Here is an 18179-nt window from a genome sequence, read left to right as displayed (position 1 = left end):
TGGAAGGCGTTTTTCATTACATATGCGCGGCAATCAGACGCTGGTTATCCTGGTACATGGAGAACAGGTAATTGTTATAACGCTGTCCCTGAGTGGAATAACCTTTCAGCTTGTGGATCATCGCCGTGGCCGTTACTTCCTGATCCGCCTTACGCAACTGTGCGCGTGACTTACGGAACGAGGAGTAGGCCGGATGGGTGTTCAGGTTCACCACATAGGCATTCACGGAATCTTTCACCGATTCAAACTGTGAATAGCCCTTCACCTTGCCGGGTGCATTGGTACAACGACCTTTTGCGCATTTCATGCCAAACAGATTGTTGTTGTTGCGCGCCAGCTTCGAGGTGCCCCAACCGCTTTCGGCGGCAGCCATTGTCGCGACCATACTGCCTGGAATGATGTCCACACGCTCTAACAGTGAATTCCACGGCACGCGACGCGTGTTCCCGCTCCACTTCACTTTATAGCGTTTGGCAATGTCTTTCAGGCGAGTGCGCTCAGACGGCGACCAGCGGCTATCGTACTGTTTGGAGATCAGCCAGTTACGATCCGCAGTAATCGCGGCATTTTGACTTTTAATGTAAGGCATTACCGTCCGGAGAAACGCTTTTTTTCTTGGTGTTCCGGAAGGGTATTTTCGCAAATCAGGAAGTGAACTACTCTTTGCACTATTGCGAGAATACTCTTGTTTACTGCTAACCTTACTGCTTGTCGTCTTTATTACGTGGGCTTTCTTACTCGTTGTATCCGTGTGCGTCTTTGCAAGCACCTCACCTGAAAATGCCATGGTGAGTAACATGAGTATCGCGGCCCCATATCGTCGAATGGGAGTCGATATCATTAGGTCTCCTGGTCGGATATAAGCATTCCAACACCTTATTTTCTTCAAAAATTTGAGAGCGGAATCTCAAATCATACCAAAAATAGTCCTCAAGAGCACGTATACAAATAGTCCAATTCCGAAACTATGTCATCCGGAACGTGCTCATTAAAGCATCAACACTGGAAAAATGTGCGCGATATCGCAGATAACTGCCTAATTTTGCGCGGGATCACTCATCCCTTCGCGTCCTCCTGGCAGAAAGCCTCAGAGGAGGAGTTTTTCCCCTGAACCGAATGGCACACTGGTCAAAAATGCCGCGACAGGAAAATGGAATGAAACGCACTGCATTAGCTGTTCTGATGTTACCCGCACTCGCGCATGCCGACTGGTCATCGCCAGGATTTGACGCGTTTAACGCTGAAGGTACCGGCGTTTTTACCAGCCAGGCAAGGCTTGCGAAGGGTACCCGCCCGCTGACGCTGAGTCTTGACAACGCGTGCTGGCAGCCGACAGATGCCATTAAGCTCAACGAGATGCTGTCGCTCAAACCGTGCGAAGGCACCCCGCCGCAGTGGCGGTTATTCCGTGACGGCGTTTATCAGATGCGTATTGATACGCGCTCGGGAACGCCGACGCTGATGCTGACGGTGAACAGTGCGGCGCCACAGCCTGTCGCTAACGTTACCCGCCAGTGCCCGAAGTGGGACGGCCAACCGCTCACGATCGACGTCGTTAACACCTTCCCGGAAGGCACGGTGGTGCGTGATTTTTACAGCAAACAGACCGCGACCGTTCAAAATGGCAAAGTCACGCTTCAGCCAGCCGCCAACAGCAACGGCCTGCTGCTGCTTGAGCGCGCCGAGACGGACAAACCCGCGCCGTTCAGCTGGCAAAACGCCACCGTCTATTTCGTGCTGACCGATCGCTTTGTGAATGGCGACCCCACCAACGACAACAGCTATGGCCGCCATAAAGACGGTATGCAGGAGATTGGTACTTTCCACGGCGGCGATCTTAAAGGGCTTACCAGCAAACTGGATTATCTTCAGCAGCTGGGCGTGAATGCGCTCTGGATAAGCTCTCCGCTGGAGCAGATCCACGGCTGGGTTGGCGGCGGCACGAAAGGGGATTTCCCCCACTACGCCTATCACGGCTATTACACCCAGGACTGGACGAAACTCGACGCCAACATGGGCAACGAAGAAGATTTGCGCCAGCTTGTCGATGAAGCGCACCGGCGCGGTATCCGCGTCCTGTTTGACGTTGTCATGAATCACGCGGGCTATGCGACGCTTGCCGATATGCAGGAGTATCAGTTTGGCGCGTTGTATTTGCAGGGAGATGAACTGAAAAAAATCCTCGGTGAGCGCTGGACTGACTGGAAGCCAGGCGCGGGCCAAAGCTGGCACAGCTTCAACGATTACATCAACTTCAGTGATAAAGCCGCATGGGAAAAGTGGTGGGGTAAAAAATGGATCCGTACCGATATCGGTGATTACGACAACCCGGGCTTTGACGATCTGACCATGTCGCTGGCCTTCCTGCCGGATCTGAAAACGGAATCTAAGATCCCGTCAGGTTTGCCAAACTTTTATCAACATAAGCCCGACACCAACGCGAAGGTGATGACGAATTTCACCCCCCGGGATTATCTGACCCACTGGCTCAGTCAGTGGGTACGTGACTACGGCATCGACGGTTTTCGGGTCGATACCGCTAAACACGTTGAGCCTGAAGCCTGGCAGCAACTGAAAAACCAGGCCAGCCAGGCGCTGGCCGCGTGGAAAGCCGCCAACCCGGACAAAAAACTCGACGATGCGCCATTCTGGATGACCGGTGAATCCTGGGGCCATGGCGTGATGCAGAGCGATTATTACCGCCACGGCTTCGATGCGATGATCAACTTTGACTATCAGGAGCAGGCGGCGAAAGCGGTGGATTGTCTGGCGGATATGGATTTGACCTGGCAGCAGATGGCAGAAAAGCTGCAAAGTTTCAATGTGCTGAGCTATCTCTCCTCCCACGATACGCGTCTGTTCCGTGAAGGGGGCCAGCGCGCCGCTGAATTAATGCTGCTGGCACCGGGAAGCGTGCAGATCTATTACGGCGATGAATCAGAGCGTCCATTCGGCCCGACGGGCTCCGATCCGCTACAGGGAACCCGTTCGGATATGAACTGGCAGGACGTCACGGGTAAACAGGCGTTAACTGTCGCCCACTGGCAGCTTCTGGGGCAGTTCCGCGCCCGTCATCCGGCGGTAGGTGAAGGCAAGCAAACCACGCTGTCGATGAAAGAAGGCTACGGCTTTGTGCGCGAGCACAAAGGCGATAAGGTGATGGTGGTGTGGGCGGGTAATCAATAGACCCCCTCACCCTAACCCTCTCCCCAGGGGGGGAGAGGGGATGGCACGGTGCGTTTTTTCTCCCTCGCCCCTTTGGGGAGAGGGCCGGGGTGAGGGGCATTCACCAGAACAATTCACCACACAAATACAAACCCGCCACATAAAACAACAAATCCGACCACATTCGCCGATTTGCACCAACACGGTGCTGGCGTTATGGTTACTGCCTTTCATATTAAGCCCGACAGATCACCTGCTATGACGTTTTCACAATTCGGCGACAAATTTACCCGCCATTCAGGCATTACCCGCCTGATGGAGGACCTCAACGACGGGCTGCGCACCCCAGGCGCTATCATGCTTGGCGGCGGAAACCCGGCTCAAATTCCGGAGATGAACACCTACTTCCAGACGCTGCTGGCAGACATGCTGGAAAACGGTAAAGCAACCGATGCGCTGTGTAATTACGACGGCCCACAGGGTAAAACCGAACTACTGACGCTTCTGGCGGCAATGCTGCGGGAAGCGCTGGGTTGGGATATCGAACCACAGAATATTGCACTGACAAACGGCAGTCAGAGCGCGTTTTTCTACTTGTTCAATCTCTTCGCCGGACGCCGCGCCGACGGCACCACAAAAAAAGTGCTGTTCCCGCTGGCACCGGAGTATATCGGCTATGCCGATGCCGGCCTCGAAGAAGACCTGTTTGTGTCCGCGCGTCCGAATATCGAGTTGTTGCCAGAGGGTCAGTTCAAATATCACGTCGATTTTGAACATCTGCATATCGGTGAAGAGACGGGCATGATCTGCGTATCCCGTCCCACCAACCCGACGGGCAACGTGATCACCGACGACGAGCTGATGAAGCTGGATGCGCTGGCGAATCAGCACGACATCCCGCTGGTGATCGACAACGCCTATGGCGTACCGTTCCCGGGGATCATCTTCAGCGAAGCGCGCCCGCTGTGGAACCCGAATATTGTGCTGTGCATGAGCCTCTCCAAGCTGGGCCTGCCGGGCAGCCGCTGCGGCATTATCATTGCTAACGAGAAAATCATCACCGCCATTACCAACATGAACGGCATTATCAGCCTTTCGCCAGGCGGCATCGGCCCGGCGATGATGTGCGAGATGATCAGGCGTAACGACCTGCTGCGCCTGTCGAATGAGGTGATCAAGCCGTTTTACTCTCAGCGCGTTCAGGAAACCATCGCCATCCTTCGCCGCTATTTACCGGAAGAACGCTGCCTGATCCATAAACCGGAAGGGGCCATTTTCCTGTGGCTGTGGTTTAAGGATCTGCCTGTTACGACAGAGCTGCTTTATCAGCGTCTGAAAAAACGTGGCGTGCTGATGGTGCCAGGAGATTACTTCTTCCCGGGGCTGGATAAGCCATGGCCGCACACGCACCAGTGCATGCGCATGAACTACGTCCCGGACCCGGAAAAAATCGAAGCGGGGGTGAAAATTCTCGCCGAAGAGATTGAGAACGCCTGGCGCGAAGCCGGTTAAAACGACCTCAGGCCAGATTACGCAGCCGTTCCGCGCGTAATCTGGCGGGGTCTATGCAGCGCAGCGCGTGGGTGGGACAGGCTTCGACGCAGGCGGGACCCCCTTCGCGATGCACGCACAAATCACATTTCAACGCCTGAACGCGATCTTCCACGAGCCGAACCTGCATTGCCCCGAACGGGCACGCCACCATACAGCTTTTGCAGCCGATACAGCGCGCCTGCTCCACCAGCCAGGCCCCGGCAGTGCGGTGAATTGCCTGCGTCGGGCAGACATTCGCGCAGGGTGCGTCTTCACACTGGTGACAGCCCACGGTCGTGGTGAACGTATCGCCCTTAACCACCCGAATACGGGACGTAACAGCACCTGGCGTAGCATCATTCTGATGCGACAATATGCACGCCACCTCACAGGTGCGACACCCGATACATTTTTCCGAATCCGCCATGATAAATTGGTTCATGTGTTACGCCTCGTGCACGTTAAAACCCGGTTCCGGGCACATCATACATAACGTTTCAGGCAGCGAAGGTGTGATGAGTCAAAGAGGCGGCGCTTAGCCGGAATTAATATGCTCTTTACAGTACCGCCGTTTCCACACGGCGGGCGTTAACCCGGTATGTTTCGAAAATATCTGCCGGAAATAACCCACGTCATTAAAACCGCACCGGGCGGCCACTTCAGTTAACGAGGCCGCATCGTTCAGCAACAGTTTTTCAGCGGCCCTGACGCGCTGGCGATGAATTGCCTCCGTCAGGGTTAAATGAAACGTCCGGCGAAATACTCGCCCAAGGTAATCAGCGTTGCAGTGCAGCTCTTTCGCCAGTTGCGAAGTGGATATGGGCAAATGAAAATGCGTACGGATAAGCTGTTTGGCCTTCCACGCCATTGCCGCGCCCGCATCATCCGCTTTATCTTCATATCCCGGCGAGAGCGATATTTGCTGCAAAATTAACAGCAAAATGATCTCCAGCGCCTGGCTACGCTGTAATTTTTCCTGCTCGCTTAAAAACTGTCGGAATAACGCAATAACATATTGCGGATCCCGAACGCTACAGTGTTGCTCAATCGACAGCGGCGACGCGCCTGGCAACGCAGGCAAGCGTTCATCCACCTCAAAATGCAGCCAGTAAAATTTCAGATCGCCCGGAAAATCGTCCACCCCGACATGCCGCCGCTTCGGCCAAAGTAATAAACTCTCACCAGCGTTTACCTCAAAAAGCGTATTTTCCTCCTGGATCGTTAATGTCCCTTTTTCGACAAAAATAATCTCCCACGATGATAATTTTCGTGCGGGATGACGGCCCACGCCCCGGGAGATAAATAACCCGCCATTTTGAACCTTAATCGGAAGTGCTATGGATAATTCAAGCATGGATATTCATTTTTCCGCTTTTATGGTGGCGAATATTGCCTTTATTCTTTGATTATTAATAAATATCAGCATAACCGCTCGATCAAACTCACACTTTTATCATCAGGTCGGAATCGTCACCTTTTTATACTTTTCCCTTCCCTTGTTGGTCTGCCCGTTGAATGCAGAATAAATGGGGTACCTTGCACAAATATGATAAAAATCGTTTATCGAGGAGTTACCCCATGACTTCCACACCGATTACAGACGCTGAAGTTGCAAAACAGGTAGCCGATGACCGGCTGTCGGTCCGCGAAAAAATTGGCTACGGCCTGGGTGACGCGGGCGGCACGGTAATCACCTGTCTGATCATGAATTTTCTGACCTTTTTCTATACCGATGTGTTTGGCCTGACGCCCGCGCTCGTCGGCACGCTGTTCATAGCCCTGCGGGTATTTGACGCAGTTTCCGATCCGGTGATGGGCGTGATTGCTGACCGCACGCAGAGCCGCTGGGGACGTTTTCGTCCCTGGCAGCTGTGGGTCGCGCTTCCCATCGGCATCATCGGCGTGCTGACCTTTACCGTCCCGGACGCCAGCATGGGCGTGAAAATCGCCTGGGCGTTCGGCACCTATTTGCTGTTGTCCGTGGGCTATACCGCCATCAACGTGCCGTATTGTGCGCTGATCAATACCATGACCACCCGCCACAACGAGGTCATATCCTGCCAGTCCTGGCGCTTCGTACTGTGCGGCGTGGCGGGCTTTCTGGTCTCCGTTGGCCTGCCGTGGCTGGTGGCGGCGCTGGGCCAGGGCAATGCCGCCCGGGGTTATCAACTGGGCGTCGGCGTGCTGTGTGCCATCGCCGTGGTGATGTTCCTGTGCTGCTTCTTCTGGGTACGCGAGCGCGTCCCGCTGGCGCTGATGGGCAAATTCACCCTGCGCGAGCATCTGGCGGGCCTGCGTAAAAACGATCAGCTGCTGCTGATGCTGGTGATGTCGTTCCTGCTGATTAACGTATTCAACATTCGCGGCGGCGGATACATGTACTTCATCACCTACGTGCTTCAGGGCAGCGCGGCGTACACCTCGCTGTTTTTCACCATGGTGACCTTTGCCGCCATTCTGGGTGCGGTGATCGTCAACCCGCTGTCGCGCCGAATGGATACCGTCAAACTCTACTACTACACCAACCTGGTGCTCGCAGCACTTGCGGTGGGCATGTGGTTTCTGCCGGGTGGCCCGGCGCACCAGACGCTCTGGCTGATCGTCATTTTAAGCAACGGCGTGATCCTGGGCTTCACTCTGCCGCTGCACTTCTCGCTGATGGCCTTTGCCGATGATTACGGCGAATGGAAAACCGGCGTGCGCTCATCGGGCATGAACTTCGCTTTCAACCTGTTTTTCATCAAGCTCGCGTGGGCATCCAGCGCCGGGATCATCAGCCTGGTGTTTATTGCCGTGGCCTATCAGCCAGGCGCGGGTAACCAGACACCCGCCTCATTGCAGGGCATCACCGCCATGGAGACGCTACTCCCTGCCCTTTTCCACCTGCTGCTGGCGGTCGCTATCCGCTGGTGCAGGCTTAACAATCCCGTGATGTCGCGCATTGCCACCGATTTGCGCCAGCGTCATGTACAGTCCTGAGGAGAACGATATGACCATAATGGAAGCCGACCTTCACCAGTTGAAAATCAACGACCCGTTTCTTGGTCAGTACCAACGGCTGGTCCGCGATGTGGTGATCCCCTACCAGTGGGAGGCGCTTAACGACCGCGTGGCAGAGGCCGAACCCAGCCACGCCATCGCCAACTTTCGCATCGCGGCCGGTCTGGAACAGGGGGAGTTTTACGGGATGGTATTTCAGGACAGTGACGTGGCGAAATGGCTCGAAGCCGTGGCGTGGTCCCTGTGCCAGAAGCTGGATGCTGAACTGGAAAAAACCGCCGACGAGGTGATCGAACTGGTCGCGGCGGCGCAGTGCGAAGATGGTTATCTCAATACCTATTTCACGGTGAAAGCCCCCGAGGAGCGCTGGACCAATCTGGCGGAATGCCACGAACTGTACTGCGCCGGACATATGATTGAAGCGGGCGTGGCGTATTTCCAGGGAACCGGAAAGCGCCGCCTGCTGGACGTGGTGTGCAGGCTGGCGGACCATATCGACGGCGTGTTTGGCCCAGGCGAGACGCAGTTGCACTGCTATCCGGGACACCCGGAAATCGAGCTGGCGCTGATGCGGCTGTACGACGTCACGCAGGAGCCACGCTATCTCAACATGGTGAAATATTTCATTGAGGAACGCGGCGCACAGCCTCACTTCTACGACATTGAATACGAGAAGCGCGGCAAAACGTCCTACTGGAATACCTATGGCCCGGCGTGGATGGTCAAGGACAAAGCCTACAGCCAGGCGCATCAGACCCTTGCCGAACAGCAAACGGCTATCGGCCATGCGGTGCGTTTCGTCTACCTGATGGCGGGCATGGCGCACCTGGCGCGCCTGAGCAATGACGAAGGCAAACGCCAGGACTGTCTGCGGCTGTGGAACAACATGGCGCAGCGCCAGCTGTACATTACCGGCGGGATTGGCTCGCAAAGCAGCGGCGAGGCGTTCAGCAGCGATTACGATCTGCCCAACGATACGGTATATGCGGAAAGCTGCGCCTCCATTGGCCTGATGATGTTTGCCCGCCGGATGCTGGAGATGGAGGCAGACGGCCACTACGCCGACGTGATGGAGCGTGCACTGTACAACACGGTGCTGGGCGGCATGGCGCTCGACGGTAAGCATTTCTTTTATGTGAATCCGCTGGAAGTACACCCGAAAACGCTGGCCTTCAACCATATCTATGACCACGTGAAACCGGTGCGTCAGCGCTGGTTCGGCTGCGCCTGTTGCCCGCCGAATATTGCGCGCGTCCTGACTTCGCTGGGGCACTACATTTATACCGTTCGCCCGGACGCGCTGTTGATCAATCTGTACGTGGGGAACGACGTCGCCATTCCGGTTGGGGATAACATCCTCCAGCTGCGGATTAGCGGCAACTATCCGTGGCATGAGCAGGTGAAAATCGAGATAACCTCGCCAGTTCCGGTGACTCACACGCTGGCCCTGAGGCTGCCGGACTGGTGCGCTGAACCGGCGGTTTCGCTGAATGGCGAAGCCATTACCGGCGAGGTCTCCCGGGGATACCTATACCTCAACCGCAGCTGGCAGGAAGGCGATACGCTGTCGCTGACGTTACCGATGCCGGTTCGCCGCGTGTATGGCAACCCGCAGGTGCGCCAGCAGGCGGGGAAAGTCGCGCTCCAGCGCGGGCCGCTGGTTTACTGCCTGGAAGAGGCCGATAACGGCGCAAATCTGCATAACCTTTCTTTGCCACAAGACAGCGCGTTTCGGGTATTTGAAGGCAAAGGCATTTTCGCGCATAAAATGCTGATACAGGCAGAGGGGATCGGGTATCAGGCGAAGGACACTAATGCCCTGTGGCAGTACGATCGCTCGCCGGTAGAACGTCAGCCCCGGACGCTGACCTTTATTCCATGGTTTAGCTGGGCAAACCGGGGAGAAGGGGAAATGCGGATATGGGTGGATGAGGGCTGAATAGCGGCGGTCTGTTGCCCTCACCCCAGCCCTCTCCCACGGGAGAGGGAGTAAAACGTAGGCTGGCTCAGGCCGCCCGAGGCGGCCTGCGCAGGAAGTTTAAAACAGCCCCAGCGGTTTATCGGAGTAGCTGACCAGCAGACATTTCGTTTGCTGGTAGTGCTCCAGCATCATCTTATGGGTTTCACGCCCGATGCCCGACTGCTTGTAGCCGCCAAACGCCGCATGAGCCGGATAGGCGTGATAGCAGTTGGTCCATACGCGTCCGGCCTGAATGCCGCGCCCCATTTTATAGGCCAGATTGCCGTTACGGCTCCAGACGCCAGCCCCCAGGCCATACTGCGTGTCGTTGGCGAGTTCCAGCGCTTCGTCCATGGTTTTAAACGTGGTGACGGCCAGCACCGGTCCAAAAATTTCCTCCTGGAAAACGCGCATGTTGTTCTTACCGAACAGGATGGTCGGCTCAAGGTAGTAACCCTCCTGCAAATCGCCGCCCAGCACCTTACGACGACCGCCGGTCAACACATCGGCCCCCTCTTTTTTGCCGATATCAATATAGTTGAGGATGGTTTCCAGCTGACCATGCGATACCTGCGCCCCCATCTGGGTGACGTTATCCAGCGGATTACCGCTGCGAATCGACTCCACGCGCCGGATCGCCCGCTCCATAAAGCGCTCATAGATTGATTCCTGCACCAGCGCGCGGCTCGGACAGGTACAGACTTCACCCTGGTTAAACGCGAACAACGCAAACCCTTCCAGCGCTTTGTCGAAGAAGGCGTCCTCTTCATCCATCACGTCGGCAAAGAAAATGTTCGGCGATTTCCCGCCCAGCTCCAGCGTGACCGGAATGATGTTCTGGGTCGCGTACTGCATGATCTGCTGACCCACTTCCGTTGAGCCGGTAAACGCCACTTTGGCAATACGCTTTGAAGTAGCCAGATATTCGCCAATCTCGCCTCCAGCCCCGTTGACCACGTTAATCACCCCCGGCGGCAACAGGTCGCCAATCACCTCCATCAGCAGCAGTACCGAAAGCGGCGTCAGGCGTGCGGGTTTCAGCACAACGCAGTTACCTGCCGCCAGCGCGGGCGCCATTTTCCAGCTTGCCATCAGCAGCGGGAAGTTCCAGGGAATAATTTGCCCTACCACGCCGAGCGGCTCGTGGAAGTGATACGCCACGGTATCTTTGTCAACTTCACTGATTCCCCCCTCCTGGGCACGAATGCAGGAGGCAAAATAACGGAAATGGTCAATCGCCAGCGGCACGTCCGCCGCCATGGTTTCCCGGATCGGCTTGCCGTTGTCCCACGTTTCAGCGGTCGCCAGCAGCTCCAGATTCTGCTCCATCCGATCGGCGATTTTGAACAAAATGGCCGCTCTGTCCTGAACGGACGTTTGTCCCCATTTATCTTTCGCCTTATGCGCCGCATCCAGCGCTAAATCAATATCCCGCTTGCCCGAACTGGCAATTTCACACAGCGGCTGGCCGGTGACGGGCGTCAGGTTGGAATAGTATTCACCGTCGACGGGTGCCACCCAGTCGCCACCGATAAAGTTGTCATAACGGGGCTTGAGCTTAAGGGGAAAACCATACTCGCCAGGCTGGATACGCGATGAGGGAGGATTGTTTGTCATGATCGTCTCCTTGCAGTAGGTGTACAACAAGGGTAGTTCCGGCTGGTGATTTTCTCGCCAGCCGGTAACGGGTTTACGAGCCGTATCACGGATTACCGTACTTTACGTTTCGTTTCTGCCGCCGGAGCCATACTTAATAGCTCAGGGGCTCATGAGGAACGATGCAATGCAGCTATTTATCGGCTTTGACGTGGGCGGAACCCACATCAAACACGGCGTGATTAATGAAAACGGCGAAGAACTGACATCCGATGAATATGATACGCCTGACGATGAAAGCACCTTCAAACAGAAGTGGAAAACGGTGGTGGATAAGTACCGCCAGGAGTATGAGATCGTCGGCATCGGCGTGAGTTTCCCGGGCCATATTAATCACCATACCGGCGAAGCGGCCAAAGCCGGGGCGCTGGATTATCTTGACGGCGAAAACCTGTGCGAGCTTTTCGCACAGCTGACCGATCTCCCCGTCACAGCCGAGAATGACGCCAACTGCGCGGCGCTGGGCGAACGCTGGCAGGGCGCCGGTAAGGACTATGAGCATTTTGTCTGCATCACCATCGGCACCGGTATCGGCGGCGGTATCGTCATGGAGGGCGATCTCTACCGTGGGTCGCACTACCGGGCGGGCGAATTTGGCGTGCTGCCCGTGGGTAACAACGGCGAACCGATGCACGAAGTGGCGTCAGCCAGCGGCCTGATGAAAGCCTGCCGCCGCGCGCTGGCCGTGTCGGAAGAGGAGATGCCTGACGGGGAAGAGCTGTTTAAACGCATGGACAGCGACGTGCATCTGCGTGAGGCCATAGAAGAGTGGGCACATTTCCTCTCGCGCGGCATTTACAGCGTGATATCTATGTTTGATCCACAGGCGGTGCTGATTGGCGGCGGCATTAGCGAGCAGGAGAAAATCTATCTCCTGCTGGATAAATACCTACAGCGATTCGAAGAGTGGGAGGCGCTCCGGGTGCCCATCCTTCCCTGCGAGCTGGGTAACCAGGCGGGAAGGCTGGGCGCGGTCTGGCTGGCTAAGCAGAAGCAGGCGCGCAGCGCTTAACGCTTACGGAAATAACTGCGCGTCGCGTAGCACATGGTCATTGCCGCGACGACGCGTAAACCCGATGCGGTTGAAATACTCCAGGATCTGAATCGCCAGTTTGCGTCCCACGTTCAGCCGATCGCGAAAATCTGCGGCGCAGGTTGATCCGCGCGCCTGATCCAGCTCCCGGATCAGGTTCGCAAACGCGACGATCCGATCGTTGCGGTAATAACGATCTTTCACGATCGCCACTATCATCCCCTGCTGTGCCGCATGGCGCAGTACCTGACGCATCAGCTGCTCGTCGGTATGGGTTTCACGCGCCAGATCGCGCACCCACCACGGTTCATCGCCAAACAGCGCCGCGACTTTTTGCCAGACCGCGTCCTGCTCAGCGGTAAAACCGGCCTTGTGTTCCGGCAGGTGTAGCCAGCCGTGGTGACTGTTAATCACGCCGCTTTCACGCATGTTTTCAATCAGCAACAGCACCAGCGCATCATCTTCCATGGGCAACGCCATGCGCCGCAAACGCTCGCGGCCCGGGCCTGGCTCATCCTGATGCTGTTCATGGTAGGTCGCCAGCGTGCTCAGCACTTTACGCTGCCAGCGCGCCGCTACCGGCGCGTTCAGCAGGCGGTTACCGGCCTGAATAAACCCTGGCTCCTGCGTCAGAAGACGCAATCCTTCGCCGCTAAGCTGGCGCGCCCAGGCGAACGCCGCCAGATCCACCGCACCACGCTCAAGGTGGATATCTAACGCAGACCTATCGTCGCTTGCCTTCGCCAGCGCGGCCAGCCACTGTAAATACTCGGGCTTACGCTTGCCGCGACGGGGCGGATCCAGCATGACCACGCGCGCCCCCGCCAGCGTTTCCCGCGCCGAAATATCACGCAGAACCAGGCGATCGTTATCCGCCAGCCAGAGCGGGGAGTCGAACACCAGCTCGGCGAGATCGTTTTCCAGCAGCGACACGCGCCCGGTGATGTGGCTGGCCGCGTGGTGGATGTGCAGCGGCTGCCACTGGGTCAGCGGCGTGTGGGTCTGGAGTGAAACGATGATCCGTTCAGAAGGCTCCGGCGGCGCGTCAGCCAGCAGCCAGTCGCCGCGGTTAAGCTGGTCTTTTTCGGCATCACCGACAATATTCAGCGCGATACGCTGCCCGGCGTAGGCCCGCTCTACCGGCTGGTTTTGCGCATGAAGCCCACGCACGCGCATCGATGTGTTCACCCCCGTCAGCCACAGGGTATCGCCCACGTTCACTTCGCCGCTCAGCGCGGTGCCGGTCACCACCAGCCCAGCCCCTTTCACGGTGAATGCCCTGTCGATCGCCAGACGGAACCGGTGATGGCTGGCCTGTTCACGAGACGGGATCTGCTGCAAATGTTCGCGAAGGGCGTCGATACCGCGGCCTTCTGTCGCCACGGTGACAAACAGCGCGGCATCCTCGAAACCGTATTCAGCCAGTGCCGCCAGCACCTCAGCGCGCACCTCGTTGATACGCGCCTCGTCCACACGGTCCGCTTTGGTGAGGGCGACGGTCAACTGCGGGTTTCCCGTCAGCTGGAGGATCGCCAGATGCTCGCGCGTTTGCGCCATCACCCCGTCATCGCATGCAACCACCAGCAGCGCGTGATCGATACCGCCCACGCCCGCGAGCATATTGGAAAGAAACTTCTCGTGACCGGGCACGTCGATAAAACCCAGCACGCGACCATCGGGCTGCGGCCAGTAGGCATAACCCAGGTCAATGGTCATGCCGCGCTTTTTCTCTTCCGGCAGGCGATCGGCATTCACGCCCGTAATGGCCTGCAATAACGTGGTTTTGCCGTGGTCAACGTGACCGGCGGTGGCAATAATCATTTCAACATCATCTCCAGAAACCGCATTTCATCTTCCAGACAGCGTAAATCCAGCCACATGCGCCCGTCACCGATACGGCCTATCACCGGCGTCGGTAATGCGCGCCAGCGCGCCGACAGCGCCTCAAGCTGGCTTCCGCGTCCGTCGCGCGGGGTGAACGTCAGCGCTTCGCTCGGTAACCTGTCCACGGGCAGCGAGCCACTGCCAATTTGCGACAGGCAAGGCTCGATACGAACGTCAAACTCAGGGTAATGAGGAGCAACCTGCGGCAGTAGCGCTTCCGCCTGCGCGCGAATGGAGGCCGCATCACGGCTCAGCAAACGCAACGTGGGCAGGCGGTCAGCCAGTTTCTCCGGGTGGAGATAGAGCCGCAGCGTGGCTTCCAGCGCGGCCAGCGTCATTTTATCGGCACGCAGAGCACGCTTCAGCGGATGCTGCTGTAGCTGCGCAATCAGCTCGCGCCTGCCGACGATAATCCCCGCCTGCGGCCCGCCCAGCAGTTTATCACCGGAGAAACTGACCAGGCTGACGCCCGCGGCGATCATCTCCTGCACCATCGGCTCTTTCGGCAGCCCGAACTGGCGCATATCCACCAGCGACCCGCTGCCGAGATCGGCAATCACCGGCACGTTTAGCTCGCGCCCGATGGCGGCCAGGTCGGCCTCTTCCACCGTTTTGGTAAACCCTTCGATATGGTAATTGCTGGTATGCACTTTCATCAGCAGCGCGGTGTTTTCATTCACCGCCGCGCGATAATCTTTTGCATGGGTACGGTTGGTTGTGCCCACCTCATGCAGCGTGCAGCCCGCCTGGCGCATGACGTCCGGAATACGAAACGCTCCGCCGATCTCCACCAGCTCGCCGCGAGAGACGACAACCTCTTTTCCGCTCGCGGTGGCCGCCAGCATTAACAGCACCGCCGCCGCGTTGTTATTCACGATGCAGGCATCTTCCGCACCGGTGATCTGGCAGAGAAGATCTGCCAGCGCGCGGTCGCGATGCCCACGTCCGGCGCCGTCCAGATCGTACTCCAGCGTCACCGGCGAGCGCATGGCCTGGGTGACAGCCTCTATTGCCTCTTCTGCCTGCTGTGCCCGCCCCAGATTGGTGTGCAGCACCGTGCCCGTCAGGTTAATGACCGGACGCAACGCGCTTTGCGCATGCTTGCTCAGCCTCCGTTCAGCTTCCTGCGCCCACGCCACGCACCAGCCGGGTATCGCATTCTCAGCCTGAATATGGCGACGCGCGTCGTCCTGAAGCTGGCGTAGCATATCGACCGTTGCAGTATGGCCAAACTGCTCCAGCACCGCCGTAATGCGCGGGTCACGAAGCAGACGATCGGTAGCGGGGATCTGGCTGTAGAGGGAATGATGAGTAGTCATGAATGCGCCTGGCGAGTAAATATCTTCCCCCCTCCCGACGGGAGAGGGAGTTAACATGTGGGGGGATTGTACCGCCTCCCGCCAGGAAGTGTTATAACCCGCATCAAGCCTTTGGTGGTTCCGTCCGGGCAAAACTTTCGCGCTGGAAGAGCGTCTCCGCCAGTTTGACCAGCAGCGGACGATCCACGCACCAGCCCGGGGAGACGCGGCGGAAATTGAGGTAGCCAATGGCGCAGGCGATGGCGATCGTCGCCAGATTCAGGCTATCGCTCTGAATTTTACCGTCGCGGATCAGCTGTTCGCACCTGTCCAGGCTGCGGCTGATTTTTTCACGCTGGCGCAGCAGTTCATTTTCTGACTGCTGGGCGGCGGGCCTTGCCTGCTCGCGCACGGACGTCAGCGCCGCATCCATAATGCCATCCGTCAGGGCTTCAATTTGCTTCATCGCCAGCGCCGCTTTTGGCTCCGTCGGCAGCATGGCTGGCGCAACGCCAAGCAGCTCGATGTACTCCGCAATGATCGGGGAATCAAACCAGTAGTCGCCCTCGTCCGTTACCAGCGCCGGGACTTTCCCCAGCGGGTTGTACTGCGCAACGCCGTTCTCTGCGTTGTAGGGCTGTTCATTCACGAATTCAAATTCAATTCCTTTCTCCAGCAGGAGAATCGAAATCTTACGCACGAAAGGACTGGTGTAACTGCCGATGAGTTTCATTGCTTATCCTTAATGCCCACAAAGAGGTCAGTATGGATCAAGCCGTGAAAAAAGGCAGGTATGCATCTCGCATTCCTGCCCTCCAACGCTTAATGGTCGAGGTAAAGGTAGTGCATCCAGCTGGTCATACGCAGCAATACCTTACGCATCACCGAGACGTGGGCGAAGTGGTCGGAATAGACGGCCACCTGGGCATAGATGCCGTCAGGCAGCGCATCAACATCCGCGTTCGGTTCCAGTTCGATAAGCGCCTGCACCCCATCCGTACCCGGCGCCACCGTCAGCGACTGTAACACCCCCTGTGCCTGATAGGTTCCTCCCGGCACCACCGGCAGGATGCTGGTGAGCTTGCCGGAGAACACCCGGCCCGGCAGCGCGTTGAACACCACTTCCGCTTCGTCGCCAGGCTTCAGACGCAGTAATGAGTTCTGGCGGAACTGAGCGATAATCTGGCGTTTCTGTTCAGGAATAAACACCATCACCGGACGCAGCGGCAGCGCCGCAGCGTAGGTTCCCGGGCGGATCAGCACCTGCGTGACGTAGCCGTTGCCTGGCGCGCGGACCACCGTCTGTTCCAGGTTATAGGTGGCCTCGGCCAGTTGCGCACGAAGCGAAGCAATTTGCGACTGCTCGCCGTTGACCATACTGTCTAACTGACTCTGGATCTGGGTCTGTTCAGCAACCGAGCCTTTTACCAGCGCATCCTGCGCCAGATAGTTCTGCCGTGCGTTATCGATATCGCTTTCAGAGAACGGATTGACCTTCGCCCGGCTGCCTTTGACGTAGCGCTGATAATCTTTATACAGCCGGTCGCGTTCAGCAGACACGCGGGTCGTGTTGGCCTGCGCTTCAGAGAGCTGGGCTTTCAGTACATCAATATTGTGCGTGGCGGTAACCAGATCGGCTTTCAGCCTGTCGACGCGCGCCTGATACTTACCCGGATCGAGTTTAAATAACACTTCGCCCTTTTTAATAAGCTGGTTATTTTTATGGGTCACTTCACTGACCACGCCAGTGACCTGCGGCGTAATGGGGATTGAAATAACCGCTTTTTGCGCCGTAAAGGTATAGGGATGGTTATAGTTCATTAGCAGAATCAGCCCCGCCACAATAAATATTCCGCCTAATGACGCGGTGGCGAGCGTCCACTGATTTACCGGAATACGGAATATTTTAAAAATAGCCCAGGCGAAGGCCACATAGGTCAGAATAATCAACAGATCCATGATTATCGCTCCAGCGTGTTTTTATCGACCACGGGCTGCACGGCGGCGAGCTTTTGCTCAAGCTCGGTGACGCGTTTCGCAAGGGCATCAACGTCATAGGGTCGGTCTGACGGCTGAATGTGGTTTTGCATACCCCAGCCGCGATCTTCCCGGTACAGCGTGGCCCAAATCCACAGGAAGGGCCAGATGGCATGGAGCGTAAACAGGCTGATCCAGCCTGCCGTATGGATAGCATCCGCATGGGGATGATTGCGTTTTTTCGCCATATTATAGGGAATATCATGAATAGCGATGATCCCGTAGAACAGAACCAGGAACACGAAAATTAATATGCCCAGCGCGAAATAGTTGAGAAACATAGTCTCCTCGCTTACACAACGTCAACTTATTAATTGAATAAATTGGTGCGCAACCTGATTAATTTATTTATTTTTAAACAAACAGGCTGCGGCTATTATTTCAGAGCCGGGAAGTATCGTTTCTTATAATAACTGCATGCAAGTTTATAAACGTGTCAAAATATAACCTGAATAAAAATATATTTACGCTTACGATATGAGCGTAATCCAGGTTTTCGCTTTTCGCCATACAACATTTTGGCGCATTTGGCTTAGCGATTAATGTTGCTTTTTTACAGGGTGCCGCACTGCTACACGCAGAAAATGACTGCGCTCGCAGCGGGAGAAATCGG

General features: G+C 56.6%; 14 protein-coding genes. 5 read left to right on the top strand and 9 right to left on the bottom strand.

Annotated elements, in window-relative coordinates:
• Window positions 1–16 precede the first annotated feature (16 nt).
• Window positions 17–841 (bottom strand): protein bax, encoded by an 825-nt coding sequence (locus BH712_RS15645; RefSeq protein WP_006808605.1) that lies wholly within the window; start codon window positions 839–841, stop codon window positions 17–19.
• A gap of 314 nt (window positions 842–1155) precedes the next feature.
• On the opposite strand from BH712_RS15645, the gene BH712_RS15635 reads away from it, so the two are divergent.
• Complete coding sequence (locus BH712_RS15635) at window positions 1156–3186, top strand: alpha-amylase (protein ID WP_032673453.1); 2031 nt, start codon at window positions 1156–1158, stop codon at window positions 3184–3186.
• 237 nt (window positions 3187–3423) lie between these two features.
• The gene (avtA, locus tag BH712_RS15630) at window positions 3424–4677 is read left to right on the top strand and encodes a valine--pyruvate transaminase (protein WP_032673454.1); all 1254 of its coding nucleotides are present in this window, start codon (window positions 3424–3426) and stop codon (window positions 4675–4677) included.
• A gap of 7 nt (window positions 4678–4684) precedes the next feature.
• Here avtA and BH712_RS15625 read toward each other — a convergent pair whose 3' ends face one another.
• Entirely contained in the window at window positions 4685–5140 is a 456-nt protein-coding gene (locus BH712_RS15625; RefSeq protein WP_032673455.1) for a 4Fe-4S dicluster domain-containing protein, read from the bottom strand.
• 93 nt (window positions 5141–5233) lie between these two features.
• The gene (locus tag BH712_RS15620; RefSeq protein WP_006808609.1) at window positions 5234–6052 is read right to left on the bottom strand and encodes an AraC family transcriptional regulator; all 819 of its coding nucleotides are present in this window, start codon (window positions 6050–6052) and stop codon (window positions 5234–5236) included.
• A gap of 224 nt (window positions 6053–6276) precedes the next feature.
• Here BH712_RS15620 and BH712_RS15615 point away from each other — a divergent pair, with 224 nt between their 5' ends.
• The gene (locus BH712_RS15615) at window positions 6277–7677 is read left to right on the top strand and encodes an MFS transporter (RefSeq protein ID WP_006808610.1); all 1401 of its coding nucleotides are present in this window, start codon (window positions 6277–6279) and stop codon (window positions 7675–7677) included.
• A gap of 10 nt (window positions 7678–7687) precedes the next feature.
• A complete protein-coding gene (locus BH712_RS15610) occupies window positions 7688–9637 on the top strand; it encodes a glycoside hydrolase family 127 protein (protein ID WP_032673456.1) in 1950 nt (649 codons plus the stop codon).
• Window positions 9638–9736: 99 nt separating this feature from the next.
• Here the strand turns inward: BH712_RS15610 and aldB are convergent, their stop codons facing one another.
• The gene (gene aldB, locus BH712_RS15605) at window positions 9737–11275 is read right to left on the bottom strand and encodes an aldehyde dehydrogenase AldB (protein ID WP_006808612.1); all 1539 of its coding nucleotides are present in this window, start codon (window positions 11273–11275) and stop codon (window positions 9737–9739) included.
• A 166-nt stretch (window positions 11276–11441) separates the two neighbouring features.
• Between aldB and BH712_RS15600 the strand changes: the two genes are divergently transcribed.
• Entirely contained in the window at window positions 11442–12326 is an 885-nt protein-coding gene (locus tag BH712_RS15600) for an ROK family protein (RefSeq protein WP_032673457.1), read from the top strand.
• Between the two features lie 3 nt (window positions 12327–12329).
• Here the strand turns inward: BH712_RS15600 and selB are convergent, their stop codons facing one another.
• From selB to BH712_RS15575, 5 genes are all read right to left on the bottom strand, one after another.
• Window positions 12330–14168, bottom strand: coding sequence for a selenocysteine-specific translation elongation factor (gene selB / locus BH712_RS15595; protein ID WP_006808614.1), 1839 nt, complete (start codon window positions 14166–14168; stop codon window positions 12330–12332).
• Window positions 14165–15550, bottom strand: coding sequence for an L-seryl-tRNA(Sec) selenium transferase (selA, locus tag BH712_RS15590; protein ID WP_032673459.1), 1386 nt, complete (start codon window positions 15548–15550; stop codon window positions 14165–14167). Before selA ends, selB begins: the two co-directional genes overlap by 4 nt.
• Before the next feature lie 103 nt (window positions 15551–15653).
• Entirely contained in the window at window positions 15654–16262 is a 609-nt protein-coding gene (locus BH712_RS15585; protein WP_006808616.1) for a glutathione S-transferase, read from the bottom strand.
• Window positions 16263–16351: 89 nt separating this feature from the next.
• On the bottom strand, window positions 16352–17488 hold the full coding sequence (locus BH712_RS15580; RefSeq protein WP_006808617.1) for an HlyD family secretion protein: 1137 nt from the start codon (window positions 17486–17488) through the stop codon (window positions 16352–16354).
• A gap of 2 nt (window positions 17489–17490) precedes the next feature.
• On the bottom strand, window positions 17491–17847 hold the full coding sequence (locus BH712_RS15575) for a DUF3302 domain-containing protein (protein ID WP_006808618.1): 357 nt from the start codon (window positions 17845–17847) through the stop codon (window positions 17491–17493).
• Window positions 17848–18179 lie beyond the last annotated feature (332 nt).

This window comes from Enterobacter hormaechei ATCC 49162, assembly GCF_001875655.1.
Lineage (GTDB): Bacteria > Pseudomonadota > Gammaproteobacteria > Enterobacterales > Enterobacteriaceae > Enterobacter > Enterobacter hormaechei.
This window is presented reverse-complemented; position numbering and strand designations above follow the sequence as displayed.